The sequence below is a fragment of the Marinobacter sp. BW6 genome (assembly GCF_008107725.1).
GTDB lineage: Bacteria > Pseudomonadota > Gammaproteobacteria > Pseudomonadales > Oleiphilaceae > Marinobacter.
Map to the genome: position 1 here is coordinate 210026 of NZ_VIRN01000064.1, position 26018 is coordinate 236043.

Annotated in this window: 16 protein-coding genes; 8 read left to right on the plus strand and 8 right to left on the minus strand. The window is 58.3% G+C overall.

Annotated features, from left to right (window positions below):
* Window positions 1-11 precede the first annotated feature (11 nt).
* Window positions 12-443, minus strand: a complete 432-nt coding sequence (locus tag FMN52_RS09620) for a hypothetical protein (protein WP_148608434.1) — start codon at window positions 441-443, stop codon at window positions 12-14.
* A 77-nt stretch (window positions 444-520) separates the two neighbouring features.
* Between FMN52_RS09620 and FMN52_RS09625 the strand changes: the two genes are divergently transcribed.
* Window positions 521-811 (plus strand): DUF6482 family protein, encoded by a 291-nt coding sequence (locus tag FMN52_RS09625; protein ID WP_148608435.1) that lies wholly within the window; start codon window positions 521-523, stop codon window positions 809-811.
* 19 nt (window positions 812-830) lie between these two features.
* Here FMN52_RS09625 and FMN52_RS09630 read toward each other — a convergent pair whose 3' ends face one another.
* Entirely contained in the window at window positions 831-1616 is a 786-nt protein-coding gene (locus FMN52_RS09630) for an SDR family oxidoreductase (protein ID WP_148608436.1), read from the minus strand.
* Between the two features lie 155 nt (window positions 1617-1771).
* On the opposite strand from FMN52_RS09630, the gene recC reads away from it, so the two are divergent.
* From recC to recD, 3 genes are read left to right on the plus strand one after another with little or no spacing between them, the layout of a single operon-like run.
* A complete protein-coding gene (gene recC / locus FMN52_RS09635) occupies window positions 1772-5398 on the plus strand; it encodes an exodeoxyribonuclease V subunit gamma (protein ID WP_148608437.1) in 3627 nt (1208 codons plus the stop codon).
* Window positions 5395-9117, plus strand: a complete 3723-nt coding sequence (gene recB / locus FMN52_RS09640) for an exodeoxyribonuclease V subunit beta (RefSeq protein WP_148608438.1) — start codon at window positions 5395-5397, stop codon at window positions 9115-9117. The genes recC and recB overlap by 4 nt, the downstream gene beginning before the upstream one ends.
* A complete protein-coding gene (gene recD / locus FMN52_RS09645; protein ID WP_148608439.1) occupies window positions 9114-11381 on the plus strand; it encodes an exodeoxyribonuclease V subunit alpha in 2268 nt (755 codons plus the stop codon). The genes recB and recD overlap by 4 nt, the downstream gene beginning before the upstream one ends.
* Here recD and FMN52_RS09650 read toward each other — a convergent pair.
* Window positions 11378-13201, minus strand: coding sequence for an ABC transporter ATP-binding protein/permease (locus tag FMN52_RS09650; protein ID WP_148608440.1), 1824 nt, complete (start codon window positions 13199-13201; stop codon window positions 11378-11380). The genes recD and FMN52_RS09650 overlap by 4 nt on opposite strands.
* Window positions 13202-13453: 252 nt before the next feature.
* Between FMN52_RS09650 and FMN52_RS09655 the strand changes: the two genes are divergently transcribed.
* The 3 genes from FMN52_RS09655 (at window position 13454) to FMN52_RS09665 (ending at window position 17509) form a co-directional block, all read left to right on the plus strand.
* On the plus strand, window positions 13454-15184 hold the full coding sequence (locus FMN52_RS09655) for an ABC transporter transmembrane domain-containing protein (protein ID WP_148608441.1): 1731 nt from the start codon (window positions 13454-13456) through the stop codon (window positions 15182-15184).
* A gap of 89 nt (window positions 15185-15273) precedes the next feature.
* Window positions 15274-16551: a 4-aminobutyrate--2-oxoglutarate transaminase gene (gabT, locus tag FMN52_RS09660; RefSeq protein WP_148608442.1), complete on the plus strand. Its 1278-nt coding sequence runs from the start codon at window positions 15274-15276 to the stop codon at window positions 16549-16551.
* 193 nt (window positions 16552-16744) lie between these two features.
* Window positions 16745-17509, plus strand: coding sequence for a VC0807 family protein (locus tag FMN52_RS09665; RefSeq protein ID WP_148608443.1), 765 nt, complete (start codon window positions 16745-16747; stop codon window positions 17507-17509).
* A 93-nt stretch (window positions 17510-17602) separates the two neighbouring features.
* Here the strand turns inward: FMN52_RS09665 and gyrB are convergent, their stop codons facing one another.
* From gyrB to dnaA, 5 genes are all read right to left on the minus strand, one after another.
* Complete coding sequence (gyrB, locus tag FMN52_RS09670) at window positions 17603-20017, minus strand: DNA topoisomerase (ATP-hydrolyzing) subunit B (protein WP_148608444.1); 2415 nt, start codon at window positions 20015-20017, stop codon at window positions 17603-17605.
* A 54-nt stretch (window positions 20018-20071) separates the two neighbouring features.
* Entirely contained in the window at window positions 20072-21199 is a 1128-nt protein-coding gene (gene recF, locus FMN52_RS09675) for a DNA replication/repair protein RecF (protein WP_148609720.1), read from the minus strand.
* A gap of 129 nt (window positions 21200-21328) precedes the next feature.
* Window positions 21329-22600, minus strand: a complete 1272-nt coding sequence (locus FMN52_RS09680) for an AarF/ABC1/UbiB kinase family protein (RefSeq protein ID WP_148608445.1) — start codon at window positions 22598-22600, stop codon at window positions 21329-21331.
* A 15-nt stretch (window positions 22601-22615) separates the two neighbouring features.
* Window positions 22616-23719 (minus strand): DNA polymerase III subunit beta, encoded by a 1104-nt coding sequence (gene dnaN / locus FMN52_RS09685; protein WP_088826473.1) that lies wholly within the window; start codon window positions 23717-23719, stop codon window positions 22616-22618.
* A 55-nt stretch (window positions 23720-23774) separates the two neighbouring features.
* Window positions 23775-25229, minus strand: coding sequence for a chromosomal replication initiator protein DnaA (gene dnaA / locus FMN52_RS09690; RefSeq protein WP_148608446.1), 1455 nt, complete (start codon window positions 25227-25229; stop codon window positions 23775-23777).
* A gap of 645 nt (window positions 25230-25874) precedes the next feature.
* Between dnaA and rpmH the strand changes: the two genes are divergently transcribed.
* A complete protein-coding gene (gene rpmH, locus FMN52_RS09695; RefSeq protein WP_008172542.1) occupies window positions 25875-26009 on the plus strand; it encodes a 50S ribosomal protein L34 in 135 nt (44 codons plus the stop codon).
* Window positions 26010-26018: the final 9 nt, after the last annotated feature.

Genomic DNA, 26018 nt, shown 5'->3' on the forward strand with positions numbered 1-26018 from the left:
TGATATTTACCTTACCGGCTGCCCTTCTCCGGCCAGATGATCTTCATCAGTGCCCGGCGCTTGGGATCGGGAAAAGCAATGGCATTGTCAGACCTGGTGATGGCAAGGACTTCTCCAAGCATCCGGAACAGGTCAATGTTCTCGTGAACACAGCGGGGAATGGCCTGATCGCGAAGAAAACCCATGTATCGATCGAGGTTCTCTTCGTCCGGCCGCCAGTGATCGCCAAACGCGTTCCGGAACAGGGCACGGGTGGCAATGGCTCGCCATTCGTCGCGATACCCGGTATCAAGCCTTTCCGGGTACACGTACAGGTCTTTGATCTCCTGATTAATTTTCACTTCCACATGATCCGGGGGAAACATCATCCGCATGGCCAGCAGGTCATAGCTGTCATTCAACTGCTCATCCACGGCGGCTTTGACCAAATCAATCCTGCTCATAATTGCTCGTTTTATGACCTGTAACGGAAAGCTTTTCGTACTGTTCCTTACGACAACAAACCTGCGGGAGACTTCCCATGCACATGGACACGGGCGAACTGAAGAAGCACAAGCACGACACGATTTCCCTGTTGGAGATCGTCTCGATGGAAGGACGCTATTACATGGCGCGGTTCTATCTGGATGGTCAGGGGTATGTTCTGACGGATGCCTACGACAAACCAGTGATGTTTACCGGTGCCTGTGCCGTGCGAGAGCATTTCCACGAGTACGAGGTTGAGCGTACCGAGGTGATTCCGCCGACGGGCACCGATGAAATGATCGGCATGCCCGACAGCGGCTCGGAAACCATGCGGGTTCCCCTCTAGGGCCCCGCTTTAACCGCCATCAGCTGCCGGCAAACGACAGCGAATCCACCAGATCGGCGCCATTGAACACCGCGCCGTGAAAATCACTTTCTGGAACCTGATTCAGCGTAAACACCAGAGCGCTGGCCGCCTGCTCGGCACTTAGACAATCCCCTGATGCCAGTCGGTTGACCAGCCACTCCGCATGGGGGAGGTTCAACATGCCGGCCTTCTCGATGTGGCTTCGAATACCCGGAGTATCCACCAGCCCAGGCTGAAACAGACTGACAACCGGCCCGTCCGACATGGCGTCGAACTCTACCGCCATCTGCCGCACCAAGCGTCGCAGCGCCATTTTGCTGATCCCGTAACTGCCGGTTCCGGGCTGCGCGTGCTTGTCCATACCCGCACCAATCATCACGATTCTTGACGCCGGATCACTCCCCTGCAAGAGCGGCAGCAATGATTGGGTGAGGAGCATGGGCGCGGACACGTTCACGGCCAGGGCTTCCTGAAAATCAATGAGCGCGAGGCTGGCAAAATCCGCAGCCGGCTCACCAACGCCAGCGCAATACACGAACGCTGAGAGATGATCGACGGCATCACTCACCTGTTGCGCCAGATTGCGGGTGCTTGTGGGATCTGCAAGGTCCACTTCAAGGGTCATCACCTCACAGCCGGGCGCCTCAACGCGGAGCTTGGTCGCGACCTCCTCCAGCTTCGACACGGTGCGGCCAGCAAGAATCAGGTCATGGCCCCGAGCGGCAAGTTCCAGGGCCAGAGCCCGCCCAATGCCTGACCCCGCGCCAGTGATCAGTGTCCACATAGTGCTTCTCCCTTTTGCAGATAATTCACGACACCGTTTGTCGCGACGGGCCGTTATGATTTTCGGAGATCAGACGTTTCAGACTGTCCGCATCTGTGGTCACATACGGTAACCTGTGGCAACAGGATTGAACTGCACACCAGACAAGGAAATTCATGGCCGCACTCTCCACCGAGCCCACCGAGCAACCCGTCAGCATCGAGCCGGGGTTTCACGCGATCCACGCCAACCATCTGGAAGATCTGCGCCGGGCCGTTGTGTACATCTGTCGGCATAACCCGATGCCCCCGCTGCAGAGTGAAACCTTCCTGGTACAGAGCAACGGCATTGCCCAATGGCTGAAACTGGCATTGGCAGAGAAGCGCACTGACGATGGCGTGGAGGGCGGCCTGGGGATTGCCGCCGGTATGGATTTCCTGTTCCCGGCACGGTTTATCTGGCAGGCCTACCGGGCAGTGCTTCCGGACGGCGAGGTGCCGGAACAGTCGCCCTTCGACAAGCGGAGGCTGGTGTGGCGGCTGTACCGGTTATTGCCACGCCTGGTGGGGCAGGACGAGGCCTTTACACCGCTGGCCCGGTTTCTGGAAGGCAACGATCCGGACCTGCGCAATTTCCAGCTAGCGGAAAAGGTGGCCGATCTGTTTGACCAGTACCAGGTGTTCCGGGCCGACTGGCTGGCCGCCTGGGAGCAGGGCAAGGACGTGATTATCACGGCCCGGGCCGAGGAAAAGCCTCTGGATGCGGAGACCCGCTGGCAACCCCTGCTCTGGCGCCGGCTCGTTGAGGATGTGGGCGCTGAAGCCCATACCAGCCGCTCGCAGATCCATACCCGGTTCATGGAACAAGGTCAGCGTATTCAGGCGCCGGCCAACCCGTCCCGGCTGCCGACCCGAATTGTCGTCTTTGGCGTCTCCTCGCTGCCCCGGCAAGCGCTGGAAGCCCTCTACGTGCTGAGCCGGTTCAGTCAGGTGGTGCTGTGTGTTCATAACCCCTGTCAGTTCTACTGGGCCGACATCATCAGCGACCGGGAGTTGCTCACCGCCGAACGCAAGCGGGGCAGGACCCATCCGGCACTGGCCGCCATTGAAGATCCGGACCAGCTGCACCAGCACGCCAACCCACTGCTGGCCGCCTGGGGCAAGCAGGGCCGGGACTACATCCGGCTGCTGGACGAGTTCGATAACCCGGATGAATACAGGGGCAACTTCCAGACGCCGGACCGCAAGATCGATATCTTCTCAGACCACGGCAACGATGACGCACCGCGCCTGCTGCACCAGCTGCAGAACGACATCCACAACCTGACCCCCCTGCAGGAAATCCGCCAGCAACGGCGACAACTGGATGTGCAGCAAGATCATTCCCTGGCGTTCCACCAGGCCCACAGCCCCCAGCGGGAAGTGGAAATTCTGCACGATCAGCTACTCGCCGCCTTCAACGTCGATCCAACGCTTCGGCCCCGGGACGTCATTGTGATGGTGCCCGATATCAACGTGTACGCGCCCCACATCCAGGCCGTATTCGGCCGCTACCAGCCAGGCCGGAAACGCCACATTCCCTTCACCATTTCCGACCAGGGCCAGCGCCACCACGAGCCGGTGCTGATTGCCCTGGAAACCCTGATGTCACTGCCCCGCAGCCGTTTTGCCGTGAGTGAGATCATCAGCCTGCTGGAAGTACCCGGCATTCGGGACCGTTTCGGAATCAATGAAGACGAGATCCCCCTGGCTCGTCGCTGGGTCGAGGGCGCCAATATCCGCTGGGGCCTGCACGGTCGGCACCGGGAAAGTCTGGACCTGCCGGCGGAACTGGATCGCAACACCTGGCAATCCGGCCTGCGCTCGATGCTGCTGGGTTATGGTATGGGCGACGATGAGCCCTGGGCCGGTGTGGAACCCTTCGGCGAGATCGGCGGCCTGCAGGCCAGTCTTGCCGGCCGGCTGAACGACTTTGTGCATCAGCTGGAAACCCTTTGGCAGGCGCTGCAGACCAATCGCACACCGGACGAATGGGAGGGCCTGTTCTCAGAGATGCTCGGGCAGTTCTTCCACAAGGTCGAAGGCAGCGACCTGTTGCTGCTGAACCGTTTCCGCCGCCAGCTGGAGCAGTGGCTGGATGACGCCATGGCCGCTGGCCTTGAGGACCAGAACCTGCCCCTGAATATCGTCAAGGATATCCTGCTGGAAGGGCTGGATGAAGGCGGCCTGAACCAGCGATTCCTGGCCGGCAAGGTCAACTTCGCCACCCTGATGCCCATGCGGGCCATACCCTTCCGGAAAGTGTGCCTGCTGGGCATGAACGACGGCGACTATCCCCGCTCCCGGCCGCCGGTGGATTTCGACCTTATGGCCCAGGATTACCGCCCGGGGGACCGCTCCCGCCGGGAAGACGATCGCTACCTGTTCCTGGAAGCCCTGTTATCCGCCCGGGAGCAGCTTTACATCAGCTGGGTAGGCCGCAGCATCAAAGATGATTCGGAACGGCCGCCGTCGGTTCTGGTGGGGCAGCTTCAGGATCATCTGGACAGTCTCTGGTCCGTGGCAGGGCAACCCGAAACCAAGGTCATCGAGGCACTCACTACCCAACACCCTTTGCAGCCGTTCAGCCGGAGCTATTTCCCGAAAGCCAACCGGCTGGAGGAGGGTGGAGAGGGGGAAAACAGTTCGCCCCGACCCCTGGCCGAGGTGTTGGAAGCACGCCGGTTATTCACCTACGAGCGGGAATGGCGCAGTGCCCATGGTGGTGAGGCTGCCGCGCAGACACAGTCGGCACTACCTTACCAGGCGCCCGAAGAGCCCATCAGCCTGAACGATCTGGCGGCTTTCCTGAAAAAGCCCATCGACACCTTTTACCAGCGCCGGCTGCAGGTGCGCTTCGAGGATGTTGAAGACGACGACACCGACAACGAGAATTTCGAGCTGGACGGCCTGGACCGCTGGCGCCTGGACAACGAGCTGATCCAGAACGGACTGCTGAAAGCCAGCAGCGAAGAGGAACTGCACGACCGGTTGCAGGCAACCCTGGACCGCATGGCGCGACGCGGCGACCTGGGTATGGGCGTGACCGAACACCGCCTGCGTTCCGAGCTGGCGGGGCGCTTGCCCGATCTGTTCGAGCGTTACCAGAACGCACTGGCTGACTGGCCGGAAGCGGTTGCTGAACCGCTGCCCTTTGATTACCGGTTTGAAAGCGCCCTGGGTTCGGTGGAAGTCGCTGATCTGATCGACAACCTGCGCTGCAATGCCCAGGGCGAGCTGTGCCGGCTGGTGGTGGCCAGCTCCAGCCTGCTGACCGGCTCCGGTTCAAGCAAGAAAGTACGCTATGCCAATCTGATGCGGGACTGGCTGATCCATCTGAGCGGCCAGCTCGGCGGACAACCCTTTGAAACCCTGGTTCTGGGCAAAGAGGAGGGGCGAAAATTCCGCTTTGCCCCATTGCAGCCGGAACAGGCCAGACCGCTGTTCGAAGCGGTACTCACCCGGTGGATGGAGGCCACCACCCGGGCGTTGCCGCTTCACTGCGAGGCCGGCTTTGCCTGGATCACCAGTTTCTACGGCAGTAAAAAGTATGTCGGTGACCATGAACGAGCCATATCAGAGGCGCAGCAGGCCTATACCATTGCTCTGGAGCGGGATACGGGCTACTTGAGAGGAGCTTTTGAAACACCGGAGCTGCTGATGGCCAGCGGTGAATTCGAAGCGATGTTGCATCAGCTCTACGTGCCGGTTTGGGAAGCCGAGCAGAGCAAGTCGGCGGCGGATCAGATCGGGAGTATGGAATGACTGACCAGATGAGCAATCGGAACCCGAACCTGGATCCCCTGGCCCTGGCCCTGAACGGCAGTGCCCTGATCGAGGCCAGTGCCGGCACCGGCAAAACCTTCACCATTGCCATTCTGTACGTGCGCCTGGTGCTTGGCCACGGCCAGCCGTCAGACAGCCCGCTGCAAAACCTGCTACCTCCCAACCTCCTGGTGGTTACCTTTACCGAGGCCGCCACCAAGGAACTTCGCGACCGCATCCGCACTCGGCTCACCCAGGCAGCGGAGGTGTTTTCGGAGGCTGCCGACGAGCCCAACCCGCCCGCGGAAACGGCGCTGATCTATCAGCTACGGGATGAAAGCTACCCGGATCCGGCCAGCTGGCCGGAATGCCGCAAGAAGCTGCTGTTGGCCGCCGAATGGATGGACGAGGCGGCGGTATCCACCATCCACAGTTTCTGCAATCGCATGCTCAGCGAGCACGCCTTCGACAGCGGCAGCCTGTTCAAACTCACCCTGGAAACCGACCAGAGCGAATTACTGGACGAGGTCGCCCGGGATTACTGGCGCACCTTTGTCTATCCACTGCCGCCGGCGCTGATGGACGAGGCCCTGAGCCACTGGAAAATCCCCGGGGACCTGCGCCAGGGTGTTCGCAACCTGATTGACGATCCCCAGAGCCTGGGCACACCGCCGGACAGCGTTCATCAGGCCATCGATCAGGTGGTCCAGCGGCGTCTGGAACAGTCACAGGCCCTGAAGGCTTACCCCTGGGGTCAGTGGCATGGGGAAGTCATCGACCTACTGAACGAGCTGAACAAGGGCAAACGGCTCCATGGCGGCAGCAAAAACGCCATGATCAAGGTCTGGGACTTTCTCATTGCCTGGGCGGAATCGGACGACCTGTTACCGGAAAAAATAGACAGTGCCGCCGGCTTCAAGAACCAAACAACCGAAGGCCTGGACAACATTCTGAAAGGCGACGATCCCGCCCCCCATCACCCGGCCTTCGATGCCATCGAAGCCCTGCTGGATTTCAGCCAGAACCAGCCGATCGCCAAATCCGACATTCTGCGCCACGCCAGCCACTGGATTGCCGGGCGGCTGGAGTCAGAAAAGCAGAAACGCTCGGAAATGGGCTTTGACGACCTGCTCACCCGGCTGGACGATGCACTGCACGGCCCCCGGGGCGACCAGTTGGCGGCCACCATCCGCCGCCAGTTTCCGGTGGCCCTGATCGACGAATTCCAGGACACCGACCCGGTGCAGTACCGCATCTTCGACCGCATCTACGATGTCGCGGGCGGCGATCACGATACCTGCCTGCTGATGATCGGCGATCCCAAGCAGGCCATTTACGGTTTCCGGGGTGCCGATATCTACACCTACCTGCAGGCCCGGCAGGGCGTGAAAGAGCGCACCTACACACTGGGTAAAAACTTCCGCTCCGCCAAAACCATGGTGGCGGCGGTCAACCGGGTATTCGAACACAGCGACCAGCACAGCCGGGACGGCGCTTTTCTGTTCGGCAAGGGCGACACCTCACCGCTTCCGTTCCAGGGTGTGGACGCCAATGGCACCAAACGGGTTTGGGCGATCAACGGGGAAGAGCAGCCCAGCCTGGTGTTCTGGACCCACGAATCCGGGGAAGAGGACAGGGACGGCAACCCCAAGGGCATTGCCAAGGGCACTGCCACAGCCGATGTGGCAGAAACCTGCGCCAGCGAGATCGCCCGCTTGCTGACCCTGGGCCAGGCCGGGCAGGCGGGTTTTGCCTTGTCGGATAATCCGGAGGATCTGGAGCCGGTCGCCCCGAAAGACATCGCCATACTGGTCAACAACCGCAATGAGGCGAGCGCCGTGCGGGACGCCCTGGGGCGCCGGCGCATCAAGAGTGTGTACCTGTCAGACCGGGATTCAGTGCTGACCTCCCGGGAATCAAAAGAAATGCTGAGCTGGCTACGGGCGTTCGCCGAGCCCCGGCAGCTGGCCTATATCCGCGCAGCCCTGGCCACGCCCACCCTCGGTCAGTCCTGGCATGCCATGAATCAGCTGCTCATCGACGAGCTCGTGCTGGAGCGGGAAATCGAGCGCTTTATCGGTTACCAGCAGCAATGGCAAAGGCAGGGTGTGCTGCCCATGCTGCGAACCTTCCTGATGGATTTCGAGGTGCCGGGCCGGTTACTGCAACGCCCTGACGGCGAGCGGCGGCTGACCGACATTCTGCACATTGCCGAGTTGCTGCAGCAGGACAGCCTGCAACTGGACGGCGAGCATGCCCTGGTGCATCACTACACCCAGATTCTGCGAGCAGCCGACGAGGAAGACGAACACCGTACCCTGCGGCTGGAAAGCGATGCCGGCCTGGTGAAGGTCATCACCGTGCACAAGTCCAAGGGTCTGGAGTACCCGCTGGTGTTCCTACCCTTCGGCACAGCCTTTCGCGCCCAGAGTGAAAAGCAGGCCTTCGTGCGCTATCACGATGACCAGGGCAGGCTGGTTACCGTGTTCGACCCGGCGCCGGAGGATGTAGCCAGGGCCGACCAGGAACGCCTCGGTGAGGATATCCGTAAACTCTACGTGGCTCTGACCCGGGCCCGCTTCGCCACCTGGGTCGGCACAGCGGCCCTCGACAACTGGCAGCAAAGCGGCTTGGGCTACCTGATTGCATGCGACGGGCAGGGCCGTATCAGCGACTGCCTGGATCGTCTGGCACAGGGCAGAGCGGAGATCCGGATAACCCCGTTACCGGATCCAGACGAAAGGCAATACCACGAACCGGCGCCGAAGGCCCTGGGACCGGCCATGATCTCTTCCCGCGAGGCCAAAGAGGACTGGTGGATTGCCAGTTACTCCTCCATCGAATACACCGGCATGACCGGCACCGGCATCACCTTCACCGGTGAGGTGGAAGATGCCCAGACCCAGAACCTGTTGGAGGAAAGCACCCAGGAAGAAGGGGACGAGGCGGTTCAGTTGGCCACTCACGGCAACCAGCACAATTTCCCCAAAGGCGCTGGGCCAGGGACCTTCCTGCACGAACTTCTGGAATGGTGCACACAGCAGGGGTTCCAAAGGGTTGTGGATAACCCGGCCCTGCTCCGTGAGCAGTTGACCCGCCGCTGTGGGACTCGCGGCTGGAGTGACTGGGTGGAACCACTGGAACGTTGGCTGCTGGCGCTGATCAGCAAACCCTTGAACCTCGACCGGGCCGTCACTCAAAGCGTTAGCCTCGCGGGCCTGACAACCCTGCGCCCTGAACTGGAGTTCTGGTTTGAGAGCCGCAACGTCAGTATCCGCAAACTCGATGAGCTGGTAACCGCGCACACCCTGAATCGCGCGGACCGGCCCCGAGTCGAGGAGACAAGATTCAACGGGATGCTCAAGGGGTTTATCGATCTGGTATTCGAACACAACGGGCGCTATTACGTGCTGGACTACAAATCCAATACCCTGGGCGAGGACGACAGCGCCTATACCGACCAGGCCATGGGCAACGCCATTCTGGATAAACGCTACGATCTGCAATACGTGCTCTACCTGCTGGCCCTGCACCGGCTGCTGAAAGCCCGTTTGCCGGATTACGACTACGACCGGCACATGGGCGGCGCGGTTTACCTGTTCCTGCGAGGCGTTGATTCCGGCACAGGTGGCGCCTTCACCGATAAACCGCCCAGAGTCCTGATTGAACAACTGGATGCCCTGTTCGATGGCGAGTCCGTTGGGGAGGTGGCCGCATGAGCCGTTCCCGTTCCCACACCGGAAAGTCCGACCATCAGATTGACCTGTTCGCCGAGGACACCGGTCCGGAAACGTCGACCGTAATGGCAACCGGTGATACCACCTTCGATATCGACGATCTGCTCACCAGCCCGGATAAAACCGAGGTTCTGCTGGTGCACTGGCAGCAGGCGGAGTGGATCCGCCCGCTGGATGTGGGGTTCGCCCGGCTGATCCGGGAACTGTCGGAAGAGCAGGGCGAACGCCCGCACCCGCTGGTTCTGCTGCTGGCGGCACTGGTGTCGCATCAGGTGGGTCGTGGCCATGTCTGCGTCGATCTGGGCAATCTCCTGACCGATGCCGGGCATACCCTGTCACTGCCGCCTGAGGAGTCGGTCCACGAGCCGCTCACCGATTCAGGCACCAACGAACGGGACCGGCCCAAGCCCGCCGAAGTGCTTTCACTTGTAACGCTGCCGGAATGTTTGAGCATACTGGAAAGCGCCTGCGCCGTAAGTGATGGCTCACATACAGCACCACTGGTGCTGAACGAGACCCGGCTCTACCTGCGGAGATTCTGGCGCTACGAGCAACGTATCGCTGACGGCATCCGGCACCGGCTGGCTCTGCCGTCGCCCCTGACAGACCCTGAATCCCTGCCCGCCCGCACCCTGTCTCTTGCGCTGGACACCCTGTTTCAGTCGTCAGAACCGGTGGATTACCAGAAACTGGCCTGTGCCCTGGCGGCTCGAAACCGTTTTGCCGTTATCACCGGTGGGCCGGGCACCGGCAAGACCACCACCGTGGTCAACCTGCTGGCGGCCTTGCAGGCGGTCGCCGGGGAATCCACCGAGCGGGCGGGTCGGAAATACCGGATCCGCCTGGCCGCCCCCACCGGCAAGGCCGCTGCCCGGCTGAACGAATCGATCGGTGGGGCGGTCAGCCGCTTGCCGCTTGCCGAGCTGCCGGGCAACGTGGACCTGAATGATATTCCTACCAGGGTCACGACCCTGCATCGGTTGCTGGGCAGCCGGCCGGATACCCGCAAATTCCGCCATAACCGGGACAATCCTTTGCCGGTGGATATCCTGGTGATCGACGAAGCCTCCATGGTGGATGTCGACCTCATGGCGTCGGTGTTCGATGCCCTGCCCGCCAACGCCCAACTGATTCTGCTGGGCGACAAGGACCAACTGGCCTCCGTGGATGCCGGTGCGGTTCTGGGAGAGCTGTGCCAGCGGGCGCTGCAGGCCCACTACACACCGGAAACGGCGCAGTGGCTGGCCGCCATAACCGGCAGCCAGATAACGGAGTCACTGGTGGACAAAACCGGCCAACCCATGGATCAGGCCGTGGCCATGCTGCGCAGGAGTTACCGGTTCCAGGAGGACAGCGGCATCCGGGCGTTCGCGGAAGCCGTGAACACCAATGCCCTTGATAGCGCCATGTTGCGCCAGATTCGGGAAGCGGAATTCGACGATGTCATCCTGCTTAACGGCCGGTCCGGAAAACCCGACCCGGAAGACACGCTGGATCTGGTGAGCCGCCATGGCATTACCGGCTCACCGGAGGCATTCCGAAGTGCCGGGCAGGGTCGGCAAGTGAACGGCCTGCCCCTGCCGCCACCCGTTGGCTATCGCCATTACCTGGAGCAGTTACAGAATCACGGCCTAGCCACGGACAGCCCCCGCGCAGACTGGGATGCGATGGCGATACAGCTCCTTGAAGCCTTCAGTGACTTCCAGGTGCTCTGTGCCCTGCGCAAAGGCCCCTGGGGCGTGGAAGGCCTGAACGACCGGATCGCAAGGCAATTACTGGCTGAAAAGCTGATCCCTCGGGCCGAGGGCTGGTACCAGGGCCGGCCGGTGCTGATTACCGGCAACGACTACAACCTGGGCCTGATGAACGGGGATATCGGTATTGCCGTGAGCGTTCCCTGGGATCGGACCGACACCGGTGAGCCCCGCTATACCCTGCGGGTGGCGTTTCCGGATAGCGACACCGCTGGAGGTATTCGCTGGATCTCGCCCAGTCGTCTGCAGCAGCTGGAAACCGTGTACGCCATGACGGTGCACAAGTCCCAGGGTTCGGAGTTCAACCACACCTGCCTGGTGCTGCCAGACCGCCTGAGCCCGGTCCTGACAAAAGAGCTGGTCTATACGGGCATTACCCGGGCCCGGAACTGGTTCAGCCTTATCGCCGGCAACATGGACGTTCTCAGAGACGCCGTGGGGCAGCAAGTAGTCCGGGCCTCCGGCCTGGCCGAGAGACTCAGGGCGAACTAGTCACTGGCGTCTTTTTTGTCGTCATTGCCTTTTTCGTCACGGCTATGCTGCTGCGCCCAAAGATGGGCGTAGTAGCCTCCGGCGGCCAACAATTCGTTGTGACTGCCACCCTCGACAATTCGTCCGGCGTCCATCACCAGAATGGTATTGGCATCCCGGATGGTCGACAGCCGATGGGCAATCACCAGCGTGGTCCGCTGCTGGCTTACCTCGTTAAGAGCCCCAAGGATGGCCTGCTCCGAGAGTGAGTCCAGAGATGACGTGGCTTCATCCAGGATCAGCAACGGCGGGTTCTTCAGAATCACCCGGGCAATGGCCACTCGCTGCTTTTCGCCACCAGAGAGCTTCAGGCCACGCTCGCCAACCTTCGTCTCGTAACCCTCCGGCAGGCTGTGGATAAAGTCTTCCAGGTGAGCCATTCGAGCCGCCCGATAGACCTCTTCCTCGGTGGCTTCCGGCCGGCCATAGGCCAGGTTCCGGTACAGGGTATCGTTGAACAGCACGGTATCCTGGGGCACCACACCGATCGCCGACCGCAGGCTGTCCTGGGTCACATTTCGGATATCCTGGCCGTCGATCCGTACGGCGCCCTGATCGACGTCGTAAAAGCGGAACAACAGGCGGGCGAGGGTAGACTTGCCCGCACCACTGGCGCCCACCACCGCCACCTTGTGACCGGCCGGGATGGAAAAATTCACATCCTTCAGAATCGGACGGTCAGGGCGGTAGGCAAAGTGGATGTGTTCAAACTGGACTTCGCCTTTATCCACAACCAGCTCGGTGGCGTCCGGGGCATCTTCAATGGCCGGTTTATCCCCCAGCAGTTTGAACAGGCGCTCGACATTCACCAGGGCCTGCCGGATTTCCCGATAGACAAAACCCAGGGCATTCAGGGGAATGAACAGTTGGAGCAGGTAGGCATTGATCATGGTGAAGTCACCGAGGGTGATCTCACCGCTGGCCACCTCCCGAACAGCCATGGCCATGATCACGATCATCGCCAGACCAATAATCAGTGCCTGACCGGAGTTAAGCGCGGCAAGGGACAACCGGTTTTTCAGCCGGGCCTGTTCCCAGTCGTCCAGATCAACGTCGTATAACTGCGCCTCATAGCGTTCATTGTTGAAGTATTTGACGGTTTCATAGTTCAGCAGGCTGTCTATGGCCCGCGAGTTCGACTGGTTATCCCGGGCATTGGCTTCGCGCACGAATTTGGTCCGCCACTCGGTAATCTTGATGGAAAACACCACGTAGACCACCACGGCCACTAGGATCGCCAACACGTAACCCACGTTGAACACCACGAACAGGATGCCGGCGACCATCAGGATTTCCAGGAGGGTTGGCACAATGTTGAACAGGGTAAAGCGCAGCAGGAAGCTGATGCCGTTGGTGCCCCGCTCAATATCCCGGGCCAGGCCACCGGTCTTGCGGTCCAGGTGGAAGGCCAGTTCGCGCTGATGCAGGTGCTCGAACACCCGCAGGGACACCCGCCGCATGGCCCGCTCTGCCACCCGCGCGAAGACCGCATCCCGAAGCTCGTTGAACAGGGTGGCGCCAAAGCGCAACGCCCCGTAGGCCACTACCAGGATCACCGGGATCCAAAGCAGCATGTCCGCGCCCCGGTTCTGGTCCAGATAGTCGACGATGTATTTCAGGGCGATGGGCGTGGCGACGGTGGCCAGCTTGGCCAACACTAGCAAGGCCAGGGATAAGGCCACCCGGCCGCGGAATTCGGCGAGATAGGGCCAGAGGCCTGAAATGATTTTCCAGTCCGGTTTATGATCTGCCGGGTAATCGTTGTCGGCGTAGGCTCTCAATTCATGTTCCTTCCGCTTCGGAGTAGTCGAGCGCGCGGGTGGAGCAGCTTGCCAGGACACGCTGTAAATACGTCCCTGTACGCTCGGCGAAAGCCATCCCTGGCTTTCGACGGTCCTGGCAAGCTGCTCCACCCGCACGCTCTTGCGTAGCTGTATGATAGGTCTTGTATGGAGTACAAACCGTATTGTTAGCGGAGTCTACAGCACCCCGTATCCAGGAGGCACATCATTAACACTCGTCACCGCAAGGCCCTGAGACTGGTCATCGACTTTATCAGCCCTTATCGCCGGGCTGTCGCCGGTGCCCTGGTGGCGCTGATTTTTACGGCCGGTATTACGCTCGGGTTAGGGCAGGGTTTACGTATTCTTGTCGATCAGGGATTAGCCACCGAGTCGCCGGAGAATCTGGCCAGAGCCATCGGGCTGTTTTTCATACTGGTATTGGGGCTCGCATTTGGCTCGTTTGCCCGGTTCTATCTGGTGTCCTGGATCGGCGAACGGGTGGTGGCGGATATTCGCAAAAAGGTCTTTAACCACCTGATTGATCTGCATCCCGGCTTTTTCGAGCAGAACCGGGCCCTGGAGATCCAGTCGCGGTTTACTGCCGATACCACCGTTCTGCAGTCGGTGATTGGCTCCACCGTATCGATTGCCCTGCGCAACGCCCTGATGCTGCTCGGTGGATTGCTGCTACTGTTCTTTACCAACGCCAAGCTGGCCAGCATCATTCTGCTGGGCTTCCCTTTGGTGATCGCACCCATCCTGTTCTTTGGCCGGCGGGTAAGGGCACTGTCCCGTTTAAGTCAGGACCGGGTTGCCGATGTTGGCAGTTACGTGGGCGAGAACCTCACGCAGATCAAGACGGTTCAAGCCTTTAACCATCAGCCCCACGACCGCCGGTTTTTCTCCGAGGTGTCGGAACGGGCCTTTGATATTGCCCGTCAGCGTATCCGTCAGCGCGCCTGGTTGACCACACTGGCCATTTCCCTGGTGATGGGTGCTGTGGGCATCGTTATCTGGATAGGAGGCCTGGACGTCATTCACGGCCGAATCAGCCCCGGCGAACTGGCGGCCTTCGTGTTTTACAGCCTGCTGGTAGGCGTTGCTGCCGGCGCCATCAGCGAGGTGATTGGCGAGTTGCAGAGGGCCGCCGGTTCGGCGGCACGGCTGTTTGAACTGCTGCAGACGGAACCGGCGTTTGAGCGCAAAGAGACGACGCTGAAACTGCCTGAACACGTGCAGGGAGCAATCCGGATTGACCGGCTCAGCTTCAGCTATCCGGGGCGGCTGGAACAGCCCGCGCTTACGGATCTTACGCTTGAAGTTAAAGCCGGCGAGACCCTGGCCCTGGTGGGCCCGTCCGGAGCCGGCAAATCCACCCTGTTTGATCTGTTACTGCACTTTTACCAGCCGACAGGGGGCCGAATTCTGATCGACGGTCTCGACACGGCCGAGCTGTCTCTCGATGCCCTGCGCCGGTGTTTTTCACTGGTGCCTCAGAATCCCGCCCTGTTCCATGGCACCGTGGCCGACAATATCCGCTATGCCCGGCCCGATGCCAACCAGCAGGATGTCGAACGGGCTGCGAAAATCGCCCATGCCCATGATTTCATCCAGAGCCTGCCAAAGGGCTACGAGACGCCACTCGGGGATGCTGGCCTGGGCCTGTCCGGTGGCCAGAAGCAGCGTCTTGCCATTGCCCGCGCGCTGCTGGCCGATGCCCCGATCCTGTTACTGGATGAAGCTACCAGTGCCCTGGATGCGGAAAGTGAAAACCTGATCCAACAGGCTATGCCGGCGCTCACCGCCGGGAGAACCACCCTGGTGATTGCTCATCGACTGGCCACTGTCCGGGACGCTGACCGTATTGCGGTATTGGACCAGGGACGCCTGCTGGCAGTAGGCAGTCACGAGGAGTTGATGCGCCATAACGCCCTCTATCAGCGCCTCGCAAAACTGCAGTTTCGGGACGATGCCGCCTGAGGGAGACAATAGTCGGTTTGTTTCCTGTGACCGTACTACTTACACTGGTAGGTGAAACTTTCGAACCTGAACCCAGGGAGAATGGCAAAGTGAGCAATAAAGAATTGCAGGCACTCAAAGAACGCTACGTTGCGGCGGGCGCGGCAAGTCCCAACGAACAGTTTGCCGACCATGCAACGAATGCAGAGCTGTGGGATGCAGACGGCAAGCGCATGATCGATTTCGCCGGCGGCATCGGCGTACTGAACATCGGCCATCGCCACCCGAAGGTGGTGGAAGCGGTCAAGGCACAGCTGGACAAGCTGATGCATACCTGCCAGACGGTTATGCCCTATGAGGGCTACGTTAAACTGGCAGAGAAACTCAGTGGCGTGGTACCGGTACGTGGCCATGCCAAGGTGATGTTGGCCAACTCCGGTGCCGAAGCCCTGGAAAACGCCATGAAGATTGCCCGTGCGGCGACCGGCAAGACCAACGTGATCTGCTTTGACGGCGGTTATCACGGTCGTACCTTCTACACCATGGCGATGAACGGTAAGGCAGCGCCCTACCAGACCGACTTCGGGCCGATGCCAGGAACTGTCTATCGCGCGCCATATCCGGTGCCGTATCACGGCGTCAGCGAAGACGAGGCACTTCGTGGTTTGAAGATGACCATGAAAGCGGACTCGCCGGCCAACAATACGGCCGCCATCGTGATTGAGCCAGTGCTAGGTGAGGGTGGTTTTTACGCTGCGCCAACCAGCTTCCTGAAGGAAATCCGAAAAATCTGCGATGAAAACAACATCCTGATGATTGTGGACGAAGTTCAGAGCGGCTTTGGCCGGACCGGCAAGATGTTTGCCATCGAGCACAGTGGTGTCGAGCCGGACATGATGACCATGGCGAAGAGTATGGCTGACGGTATGCCCATCTCCGCAATTGTCGGTACCGACAAGCACATGGATGCCTCCGGCCCGAACTCCCTGGGCGGCACCTACACGGGTAGCCCGACGGCCTGTGCCGCAGCCCTCGCCGTGTTCGACGTGTTCAAGGAAGAGGACATTCTTGGTAAGGCCCAGGCGCTGGGTGAGAAGCTGAAGCAGCGCTTCAGTCAGTGGCAGGAACAGTTTGCCCATGTCGATAATGTCCGCAATCTCGGCCCCATGGCAGCCTTCGAGCTGGTGGAAAGCAAGGATAGCCATACACCCAAGCCAGAACTGGCGGCTGCGGTGACCAAGAAGGCGAAGGAGAAGGGTCTGATTCTTCTGAGCTGTGGTATGTATGGCAACACATTGCGCTTCCTGATGCCGGTAACCATCGAAGACGATGTACTGGAAGAAGGCCTGGCCATTGTGGAAGAGAGCCTCAAGGAAGTGGGTGCCTGATCGGCGCTGACGTTCACGAGGAGTTAGAGAAGCCGGGCATAAGCCCGGCTTTTTTATACCAAAATGAAAAATGGGGACCTTTGTTGGTACCTTCTGACAGCGGTTACGTCCGGGCTCGGATTCATCGTATACTGCCGTGAGTTCTCCGGCAGTGCCATTCGGACTGCTCCAGTTTCACCAATCGGGCTAGATCATGACGTCTCCGAGCTCCGCGAACATACCGGACCACAAGCCAAGGCCCTGGGTCGATTTGCTGGTCAGCATTATCATTCCTTCCGTTATCCTGATGAAATTCAGTGGCGAGGAACACCTGGGCAACGTCAATGCGCTGCTCATCGGCCTGGCGTTTCCCCTGGGTTGGGGCCTGTTCGAACTGATCAAATACCGCAAGAAGAACTTCATCGCGGTGCTCGGTCTGGTCAGCGTTGGTCTGACCGGCGGCATCGGTTTACTGGAACTGGACGCCGGCTGGCTGGCCATCAAGGAAGCCGCGATTCCCGCAATCATTGGTCTGGCGGTACTGGCCTCCACAAAGACAAAATACCCGCTGGTACGGACCCTGTTATATAACCCCAGTGTTCTGGATGTGGATAAGATCCATAAAACACTCGAGGAACACGGCCGGGTTGGTGAGTTCGAAGAACGTCTTCTGAAGGCCAGCTACTTCTTTGCCGGCACCTTTCTGTTCTCATCGATCATGAACTACGTCCTCGCCAAATGGATCGTGGTCAGCCCCTCCGGCACCCAGGCGTTCAATGAGGAGCTCGGCCGGATGACGCTGGTAAGCTATCCGATGATCGCCATTCCTTCCATGATCATGATGATGCTGATTTTCTATTATCTGTGGCGGACCATTCGGCGGCTGACCGGCTACACGCTGGAAGAGGTTATGGCGCCTCATCTGGCTGAGAAAGAGAAGGAACGAAACAAATCCTCGGAATCGACCACAGGGAAATAGCAGTCCCCTGGATTTTCCGTTAAGGCCCGACACAAAAAAGCGGCGGAGGTTTAAAACCTCCGCCGCTTTTTTATTGCGCCTGGACGTTATTGATCAGATATCAAGGTTGGTCACTTCCAGCGCATTGGTCTGGATAAAGTTGCGACGCGGCTCTACGTCGTCACCCATCAGAGTTGTGAAGATCTGGTCGGCCGCAATGGCGTCTTCGATGGTCACTTTCATCATCCGACGGGTCTCCGGATCCATGGTAGTTTCCCACAACTGTTCCGGGTTCATCTCGCCCAGTCCCTTGTAGCGCTGAATGTTCAGACCTCGCTGAGCCTCTTTCATCAGCCAATCCAGAGCGCCCTCAAAAGAAAGAACCGCCTGTTTGCGCTCACCCCTTTGGATATAAGCGCCTTCTTCAATGAGACCATCCAGGGTCTCACCCATACGGGCGATCGCCGCGTACGAGGATGATTCGAAGAAATCATGGCTGAAGACATGGTCGTAGGGGATCCCGTGAACGTAAATGGTCACTTTCGGGAGGTACAGGCCTCGTTCGGTATCCTTGGTTACCGAGAAGGTATACTTGGTCCCGGTACGGGTATCCAGGTCCAGGCCCTCACCCAGGCGCGCGACCCAGCGAGCCACGGAAGCTTCTTCCTTCAGGTGCTCCGGCTTGAGCGTAACGTTCTGAAGCATCTGTTCCAGAACTTTGGCCGGATACGCCCGGGACAGGCGGCCAATCATGTTCATGACAGCCTGGTAGTCCTTGACCATGGTTTCTAGCGCAGAATCCTTGATGGCCGGAGCCTCCGGGTTCACATAGAGCTGGGCGCCTTCCAGGGCAGTCTGGGTAAGGTAAGCTTCCTTGGCCTTCTCGTCCTTCAGGTACTGCTCCTGCTTGCCCCGCTTTACCTTGTAAAGCGGTGGCATCGCAATAAAGACATGGCCGCGCTCGATGATCTCGCGCATCTGACGGAACAGGAACGTCAGCAGCAGGGTCCGGATGTGAGAACCGTCCACGTCCGCATCGGTCATGATAATAATCGAGTGGTAACGCAGCTTGTCGGGATTGAACTCTTCCCGGCCAATACCACAACCCAGAGCCGTGATCAGAGTGCCAACTTCCGCAGAGGAGAGCATCTTGTCAAAGCGGGCTTTTTCCACGTTCAGGATCTTACCCTTCAACGGGAGGATCGCCTGGGTCTTTCGGTCACGGCCCTGTTTGGCACTGCCGCCGGCCGAGTCACCCTCCACAATGTACAGTTCGGAAAGGGCAGGATCTTTCTCCTGGCAGTCCGCCAGTTTTCCGGGCAGGCCGGCAATGTCCAGGGCTCCTTTTCGACGGGTCATATCCCGTGCCTTGCGAGCGGCTTCACGGGCTCGGGCAGCCTCGATCATCTTGTTGACGATGAGCTTGGCTTCGTTGGGCTGTTCCTGCAGGTATTCCGCAAAACTCTGGTACAGCTCCTGCTCGACTGCGGTTTTTACCTCGGAGGACACCAGCTTGTCTTTGGTCTGGGAGGAGAACTTCGGGTCCGGAACTTTCACGCTAATGATGGCAGTGAGGCCTTCCCGGGCATCGTCACCGGAAGTCGCAACCTTGGCCTTCTTACCCAGACCTTCATGCTCAATGTAGTTGTTAAGGGAACGGGTGAGAGCCGCCCGAAAACCGGCCAGATGGGTACCACCATCCCGCTGGGGGATGTTGTTGGTGAAGCAGTAAAGGTTTTCCTGGAAGGCGTCATTCCATTGCATGGACACTTCCACGGCAATACCGTCTTCCCGCTCACGGTTGAAGTGGAATACCCGGTTAATCGGGGTCTTGTTAGCGTTCAGGTGCTCAACAAAGGCGCGCAGGCCACCTTCGTATTCAAAGACTTCCTCCTTGCCGGAGCGCTCGTCGGTCAAACGAATTCGGACACCACTGTTAAGGAACGCCAGTTCGCGAAGGCGCTTCGCAAGAATGTCGTAGTGGAACTCGATGTGGGTAAAGGTTTCTGGCGACGGAATGAAATGCACCTTGGTACCCGAGGCATCAGTTTCGCCAACAGCCGCCAGAGGCGCGTTGGGAACACCATGGGTGTAGGTTTGCTCGTAGACCTTGTTATCACGACGGATCGTCAGGGTGAGGGTAGAGGACAGTGCGTTCACCACTGACACGCCTACACCATGAAGGCCACCAGACACCTTGTAGGAGTTATCGTCGAACTTACCACCGGCGTGCAGCACCGTCATGATAACTTCCGCGGCAGAAACACCTTCCTCCTCATGTAGATCTACCGGTATACCACGGCCGTTATCCTTAACGGTCACCGATTCGTCCGGGTGGATAACAACACCGATCTCTGAGCAGTAGCCCGCAAGCGCTTCGTCGATGGAGTTATCCACCAATTCAAAGACCATGTGGTGCAGGCCGGTGCCATCATCGGTATCCCCGATGTACATGCCTGGCCGCTTTCGCACCGCATCGAGTCCTTTCAAGACCTTGATACTGGAGGAATTGTAGTTCGATTCACTCATTCGGAAACTCCTGAAGCGTGATAGGCCGGGGCATTTTTGCACTTCGCACCGGTCTTATTCTTCCGTCAATTTGCCATGTTCCACGTGGAACAATCTGTAATCCGGTGCCTTACCCTCGGGCCAGAGCTGTTCCACAAGGGGACGCTCAATCGAGGTGATAAACACCTGACAACGTAATGCCTGTAACCTGCTTGCCAGCATGGCTCGATGCCCTTCATCCAGCTCAGCGTTAATATCGTCAAGCAAAAAGGTCACTTGCTTGCCCATGTCACTCAACACCATGCCTTGGGCAATCTTCATCAAAATCACCAGGGTTTTCTGCTGGCCCCGAGAGAAGGTTTCGGCAACAGGCCTGCCCTGAAACTTCAGCCGGACATCCGCGCGGTTCGGACCATAAAGCGTGTGGCCCACCTTTCGCTCCTGCTCCCGATGATCTGCAAGCAAATCCATCAGCGGTCGGGTGACATCCCAACCCGGGTAGTACTCTAGCTTCAAACCTTCGGTCCAAGGCACTTCCACTTGCCGAACCAGCTTCTCAAAGGCGCCCTTGAACTTACCAAAGGTGACAGCGCGCGCCTCGGTAATGCGTTCACTCAGGGTGGTGTACTGATGGTCCCAGACGCGCATTAAGGCTTCGTCTAGTCTACCATTTCTCAGCGTTTGATTCCGCTGTGATGTCACCCGCTGACATTGCTGCCAAAGCGATCCAAAAGAAGGTTCCACGTGGAACACTAACCAGTCGAGAAACTGTCGCCGCTTTCCTGGTCCTCCGGCGACTACATCAAACACTCCCGGATCGATTACCGATACGGGCAGATGTTTCGCGAGACCAGACAGGCTACGCACCGCTTCCCCATCGACCCGCAAAACCGTTTCTTTCTGCCCAACATCCCGAGATATTCCGAGCCGGTGCACGAGTTCGGAATTCTTCGCGCGGTCACTCTCCTCCAGACCGTGATCCAACCCGCCAAAGACCGTAAGTCGTTGTTGACCGTGACTCACCACCGCCTGATGTCGGTTCACACGAAACGAACGACCCAACCCCAGGTAACCTATGGCTTCCAGGACACTGGTTTTGCCGCTGCCATTTTCTCCGTACAACAGATTGAAGGAAGGCGAAAAGCTCACAGGCGCGGAAGACAGGTTTCGAAAATTTTCAGTCTGGAATTTTACAAGCGCCATAGAAAAGCAAACTCGAAGGGGCAGGAGGGGAGAAAATCGAATGAAACCCGTCAAACGAAAAAGGCGGCGTTACCTCCCTTCAGTAACGCCGCCCTAGTGTACAAAAGCCAATCGCTCAAGGCGACAGCCTCAGTGAAGCATGTTCAACCGTTCGTCCATAAACACATCCATCTCCGGCGCGAGGATATGAACGTACCGGTCGAAGTACAGGAACTGCTTCAGCAGCAGGGCAAATTCCCTCGGAAAATGCAGCCCGTGGCTTTCCCCGATCTTAACCATATCCATCAGAATATGATTAACATCGTCCTCTGCCTGATCCGCCTCATAAGGAACTTCATCCGGCACCATCTTGTCCATCTGCTGATACAGCCTTCTGAGATCAGCCGCGAGATCATCCACCCGGACCGTCTGGTGGGTAATGCCGATACGAATCATGGCGTCGGCCATCCCTTCGAAATTGCCAACCATTACCGCCGAAATAAAATCACTGACTGCCTGCCAGGTATCCGGCTTGATCCGGCCAACAATGCCGAAATCGATAAAACCGACACGGCCATCCTTCAACACCATCAGGTTTCCGGCGTGAACGTCGGCATGGAAAAACTCGCACTGGGTGAGACTGGCAAACCAGGTGTTCATCGCGGTGATCAGGGTCCGCTCCGGATCACGGGCGTAACCGCGAATGCTTTCCAGATCCGTCAGCGAAACCCCATGAAAGCGCTCCATTGTCAGAATGCGGCGAGTGCTGCAATGTTCGAACACCCTCGGCACTGCCGCGTCTTCATTATGGGTGTCATGCAGGAAATCCCGGAATACCTTCAGGTTGTTGGCTTCCTTGATGAAGTCGCACTCTTCCATCATGGTCCGCTGGATTTCTTCGACAATACCGGACATCGAGGTCCAGGACAGTTTTGGCGCCAGGGTTTCAATAATGCGGGCGGACACATACAGAAAGTTCAGATCCGTCAGCAGGATGTTCTCGACTCCCGGCTTCTGCACCTTGATGACCACATCTTCACCGGATAGCAACCTGGCGGCGTGAACCTGGGCAATCGAAGCCGATGCCAACGCAACCGGATCGATTTCCGCATAGACCTCATCCAGCGGCCGACCCAGTTCCTCCCGAATAATCTTCTTGATCACGCCAAAGGGCAGGTTAGGCGTTCTATCCAGGCAGTGCTGGAACTCCTCCACATACTCCTTCGGGAAAAACGTAGGAGAACTGGCAATAAACTGTCCCAGCTTGATGTAGGTCGCACCAAGGGATTCAAACGTCTGCCTCAGCAGCCTTGGCGTGGGAGGACGCTCCCCTCTCAGCCAATTGATCCCGGTGCGCCCGAGTACCGACACAGTCTGGCCAATCCTGAACGCGCCTTTGATTCCATTCGTTACGGTACTCATCAATCTCATCTCCTCCTACAGCCTCATGGGCATGACAACGTAGAGGCAGCGGTTATCATTCTGCGCCTCTATCAACGCACTGCTGTTCGGATTCGACAGGGTAATCTTTACCTGATCCTCATCCAGCGCGTTCATGACATCCACCAGATAGCCTACATTAAAACCGATCTGCAGGGATTCGCCCTGATAGTCCACCGGAAGCGCGTCTTCGGCCTGTTCCTGATCCGGGTTGTTGGCGAAGACCTGGAGTTCATTCGATGCCAGGTTAAGTCGTACACCACGGATATTCTCGTGAGACAGGATCCCCGCCCGTTGCAGGGTATTCTTCAATGTGGCGCGGTCCGCCAAAACAACCTTGTCGCCACCTCTCGGAATGACCCGGTTGTAATCGGGGAATTTCCCTTCAATAAGTTTCGACGTAAAGGTGTACGAACCCACCGTCGCCCGCAGATGATTGTCGCCGATCACCAGGGTGACCGGTGTTTCCACATCATCCAACAACCTGGCCAGCTCAAGGACCCCTTTACGCGGGACAATAACCTGCCGCAACTCCGGGCAATTGGTCGGCAGCTCCAGATGTGCCATCGCCAGCCGGTGACCATCCGTCGCCACCGTCCGTACATGATCTTTGTCCACTTCCAGCAACAGACCGTTCAGGTAGTAGCGAACATCCTGCTGAGCCATGGCAAATGCAGTGGCATCCAGCATCCGACCCAGTTCTTTCTGGGGCAACTCCAGGCGGAAGCTTTCATCTTCGTCTTCCACGTTGGGGAAGTGCTCCGCCGGCAGTGTCGACAACGTGAAGTGACTGGCGCCACAGCGCAGGTGCAACCGATCGCCTTCAAGCGACAGTTCCATCGGCGCCTCGTCGCCAAGAGCCCGGGAAATATCGGACAGCTTGCGGGCCGGAACGGTAATCCGGCCGGGCTGATCCACATGGACCGGCGTAACCCGGGCCACCAGTTCCACTTCCATATTGGTACCGGTGAGGGTCAGGGTATTGTCCTCGGCCACCAGCAACACGTTGGAGAGCACGGGCATGGTCTGTTTCTTTTCCACCACGCCGGCAATGCTTTGCAGCGGGGTAAGCAGGGATTCACGGCTGATCGTCAGTTTCATGGCACTCAGCTTTCTTTATGTTGGAAGGGTGAATGTTATTCGCCAACGCCCGGCATCAGGTGGTCAGCAGTCTCATAAAATTCTGATAATCCTCGCGGATGCCCGGATCAGTCTCCTGCAACTCCACGATTTTCTTGCACGCATGCAATACGGTGGTGTGGTCACGACCGCCAAAAGCGTCCCCAATCTCCGGCAAGCTATGATTGGTCAACTCCTTGGACAGCGACATCGCGACCTGTCGGGGCCGGGTGACTGTTCGAGTCCGGCGCTTGGAGAGCAAATCGGCGACCTTAATCTTGTAATACTCCGCCACGGTGCGCTGAATGTTGTCGATACTCACCTGTTTCTCATGCAGAGCCAGCAGGTCTTTCAGACTCTCCCGGATAAAGGGGGGAGTAATTTCCGAACCAGTGAAGTGAGCATTCGCTATCACCAAACGAAGCGCCCCTTCGAGCTCTCGAACATTTGAACGGATCTTTTGGGCAATAAAAAAGGCCGCTTCGCTGCTCAGCTTCACGTTGGCCTGATCGGCCTTTTTCATCAGAATGGCCACCCGGGTTTCCAGTTCCGGCGGCTCAACCATCACAGTCAGGCCCCAACCAAACCGGGATTTCAGCCGCTCTTCCATGTCGACAATTTCTTTCGGGAACCGGTCGCAAGTCACGATGACCTGCTGACCGCCTTCCAGCAACGCATTAAAGGTGTGGAAAAACTCTTCCTGGGAGCGCTCCTTCCGGGCAAAAAACTGGATGTCGTCGATCAACAGGGCATCCACAGACCGGTAATAGCGTTTGAATTCGTTGATGGCGTTCAGCTGCAGCGCCTTAACCATGTCTGCCACAAACCGTTCCGAGCGAAGATACGCCACTTTGGCATTGGGGTTGCGACGGACAATTTCGTTCCCGATAGCGTGCATCAGGTGTGTTTTACCGAGACCAACACCGCCATAAAGAAATAGAGGATTGTAGGCACCGCCCGGATTCTCCGCCACCTGCATGGACGCGGCTCGTGCCAGCTGGTTGGATTTACCTTCCACAAAAGTTTCGAAGGTGAAGCCTTCATTCAGGAAGCTCTGATGCTTGATATCACCTTCAACCTGAACCGACCGCCGCTCATTGCCACTTTTCGGGCGGACAGAGGGTGAACTGGCCACCGTAGCAGCCACCCCTTTCTCTTCTTCGGTAACCCGACCGCCGGTCTCTTCATGAGCCTGGCCATTGACGCGGGCAGGTGCATCCGAGCGTTTGACCGGTTCGCTTTCCCGAGGTGCCGAACCCACTTTCATGTTGACCCGGGGAGCCTGACCGCCATTCAGATCCTTGAGCACCTCTTCGATACGCCGCAGGTACTTTTCATTAACCCAATCCATCACGAAACGGTTGGGTGCGAACAGCATCAGCTGCCCCTCCCGGTGATCGGATTGCAGGGGCCTGAGCCAAGTATTGAACTGTTGTGCGGGAAACTCGTCCCGGAGTACTTCAAGACATTGATGCCACATACTGTTTGGCACGACAGCCTGCTCCCGATAACCCTGAAATGTCTCTGAACGGACAAGGGACATCCTGTCCAGTGAGATGACCCCGGATTCTAACCCGACCGGCCCCGCAGTGAAAGAGCCGTAGCCGGTTCATGAACAGCCTGTGGAAATTTATTTCTTTATATTTCAGTTTTTTACAAACTTACCTACAGCCTTGTGTACAGAAAATAACTTCTCTGAAAGTTACCCACAGCCCTGTGTGTACAGCCCGGGTTTAACCCTGTTAGGAACCACGGGACGCAACCGGGGATAACTTGGATCCATCACACAAAACCAACTTACCCACATTTCCCCCTGCCGTCGTCCACAGCCCTCAAGGCGCCTTATCAATACCCTTATAAACCGCTCAGAAACTTGTTTTTCAATATTTTTTTTCGCTTATCCACAGAAACCTTCGATCCTAATAACAGTAATAATTAATCCTTAAAAGAATTCTAAAAAGACTTACTGAATTTATTACCTGGCCAGCGCGCTCATGAATTTTCGGGATGCGCACAACCCCCTAGCAATAAGCATTGAATTCCCCCCGGTATTTGCATAGAATGCCGCTCCTGTTTTGGCTGTTCATTTTCCAGCCAGTTACTGAATTTCCAACTTACGAATTGTGAGATCATCACCATGAAAAGAACGTTTCAACCAAGCGTCCTGAAGCGTAAGCGCGTTCACGGTTTCCGTGCCCGTATGGCCACTGCCAACGGTCGCAAGGTTATTTCCCGTCGTCGTGCCAAAGGCCGCGCACGTCTGTCCGCGTAAGCTCTGATC